Source organism: Mesorhizobium sp. M7A.F.Ca.ET.027.03.2.1, assembly GCF_003999175.1.
In the GTDB taxonomy this organism is placed as follows: Bacteria; Pseudomonadota; Alphaproteobacteria; order Rhizobiales; family Rhizobiaceae; genus Mesorhizobium.
Genome location: NZ_RZOM01001123.1, coordinates 1 through 1,947, shown reverse-complemented (window position 1 = coordinate 1,947; position 1,947 = coordinate 1). Strand labels below are relative to the sequence as shown.

Annotated in this window: 2 protein-coding genes and 1 pseudogene; all 3 read right to left on the bottom strand. The window is 64.9% G+C overall.

The window, feature by feature from the left end; genetic code table 11:
• The coding region (locus tag EN750_RS31965; protein WP_245482870.1) for a Mur ligase domain-containing protein at nucleotides 1–264 on the bottom strand (264 nt) is incomplete at its 3' end.
• Nucleotides 261–1,715, bottom strand: coding sequence for a UDP-N-acetylmuramoyl-L-alanyl-D-glutamate--2,6-diaminopimelate ligase (locus EN750_RS31960; protein WP_127399080.1), 1,455 nt, complete (start codon nucleotides 1,713–1,715; stop codon nucleotides 261–263). The genes EN750_RS31965 and EN750_RS31960, both read right to left, overlap by 4 nt.
• Nucleotides 1,716–1,769: 54 nt before the next feature.
• A pseudogene (locus tag EN750_RS41120) lies at nucleotides 1,770–1,947 on the bottom strand (penicillin-binding protein 2); the annotation flags it as partial.

Genomic DNA, 1,947 nt, shown 5'->3' with positions numbered 1-1,947 from the left:
CTCGACGACGATAATCGGCGCCGTCAGCCGGCCGAGCGACGGCAGCTTGCCTTCGGCCACCACCAGCACGCCGGCGCCGGCCTTGATGGCGGCGGTGGCGAAATCATGGCCGTCCATCGCCTCGCCCTTGATGGCGAAGAAGGCGTCGCCCGGCTGCAGGCTGCGGCTGTCGATCGAAATGCCGGAAATGCCTTCCGGCATCGGCCCCAACGGCCGCCCGTCCATGGCGGCAACCAGCGCCTCGCAGGTCCACAGCAAGCTCATGCGGCACGCTCCGTAAGTGCCGCGCGAACTTCCTCGTGATCGGAGAAATGCAAGGTTTCGGAGCCGATCGTCTGGCCTTCCTCGTGGCCCTTGCCGGCCACGATCAGCGTGTCGCCGGCATGCAGCATGGCGACCGCCTCGTGGATCGCCTGGCGCCGGTCGCCGATCTCGATGGCGCCGGGGGCGGCGGCCAAAATAGCGGCGCGGATCGTTTCCGGCACTTCGGAGCGCGGATTGTCGTCGGTGACGATGACAACATCTGCAAGCCGCGTCGCAATCTCGCCCATGATCGGTCTTTTTCCCCGGTCGCGGTCGCCGCCGCAGCCGAACACGACGATGACGCGGCCGGTCGTGAATGGGCGCACCGAGGCCAGCACGTTTTCCAGCGCGTCGGGCTTGTGGGCATAATCGACATAGACCGGCGCGCCATTGCCGGTGGTGCCGACGAGGTCGAGCCGGCCCGGCGCGCCCTTCAATTTCTCCAACGCCAGCAAGGCCTTGGCGACAGGTGTTCCCGTGGAAATGGCAAGACCCGCCGAAACCAGCGCGTTCGAAATCTGGAAATCACCGGCCAGCGGCAGGTCGATCTCGTAGAGCATGCCATCGGCCTCGACCTCGGCCCGCTGGCGATGGCGTTCATGCTCAACCCGCTTCAGCCTGAGGAAATCGCCATGGCGGCCAACCGTCAGCACTTCGAGCCTGGCGGCCCGCGCCGCCTGAAAAGTCGGTGCCGACCATGGATCGTCGGCGAAGATGACGGCCGGTGCGCCTTTCGGCAGCAGCGCGTCGAACAGGCGCAATTTGGCGCGGTGATAGTCCTCGATGGTCGGATGATAGTCCATATGGTCGCGGCCGAGATTGGTGAAGCCGCCGGCCGCCAGCCTCACGCCGTCGAGACGGCGCTGGTCGAGCCCATGGCTGGAGGCTTCCATCGAGGCGTGGGTGACGCCGGCATCCGCCAATTCCCGCAGCAATTGATGCAGGGCGACTGGATCGGGCGTCGTCAGCGAGCCATAGTCGTTGCGCCCAGGCGCCACTACGCCAGTGGTGCCGATCGAAGCGGCGGCATAACCGGACTGCTCCCAGATCTGCCTGGTGAAAGCCGCGACCGAAGTCTTGCCGCTGGTGCCGGTCACCGCGACCATTATCTCAGGCTGCTTGCCGAAATAGCGGGCCGCACTCAGCGCCAACGCCAGGCGCGGATCGTCGACTGCCAATACCGGGACCGACAGCCCGGCAACGGTGCTGCCCTTGCCCGCTACGATCGCGGCCGCACCGCGCGCGGCGGCGTCGGCGGCATAAACGGCACCGTCGGCCTTGGTTCCCGCGAGCGCAAAGAAGACAACACCCGCTTTTACCTGGCGGGAATCCGAAGAAATCCCTGTAACCTCCAGATCGACGGAAGCTATTCCCTCGACGGGCAGGATACCGGCTAGATCTCTGAGCTTCATCGAGTCCCGTTCACCGCAACAAAATAGCGCGCTGTTGCCGGCGCGCCCTAAGAATCACTGATAGGAAACCAGCGTTGCACCATTTTCATGGCTGAAATCTGGCTTCACGCCAAGCATGGCAGCTGAACGCCTGATGATATTGCCGGCCATAACCCCCGCATTTGCGGCCGCGACATCCGTCATGCCCGGCTTTTCAGGGTGCGGGGCATCGGCAATGGTAAACACCAGATAC

Coding starts and splice junctions, on each gene's coding strand:
- EN750_RS31960 (WP_127399080.1), bottom strand. CDS start 1,715: ATGAAGCTCAGAGATCTAGCCGGTATCCTGCCCGTCGAGGGAATAGCT.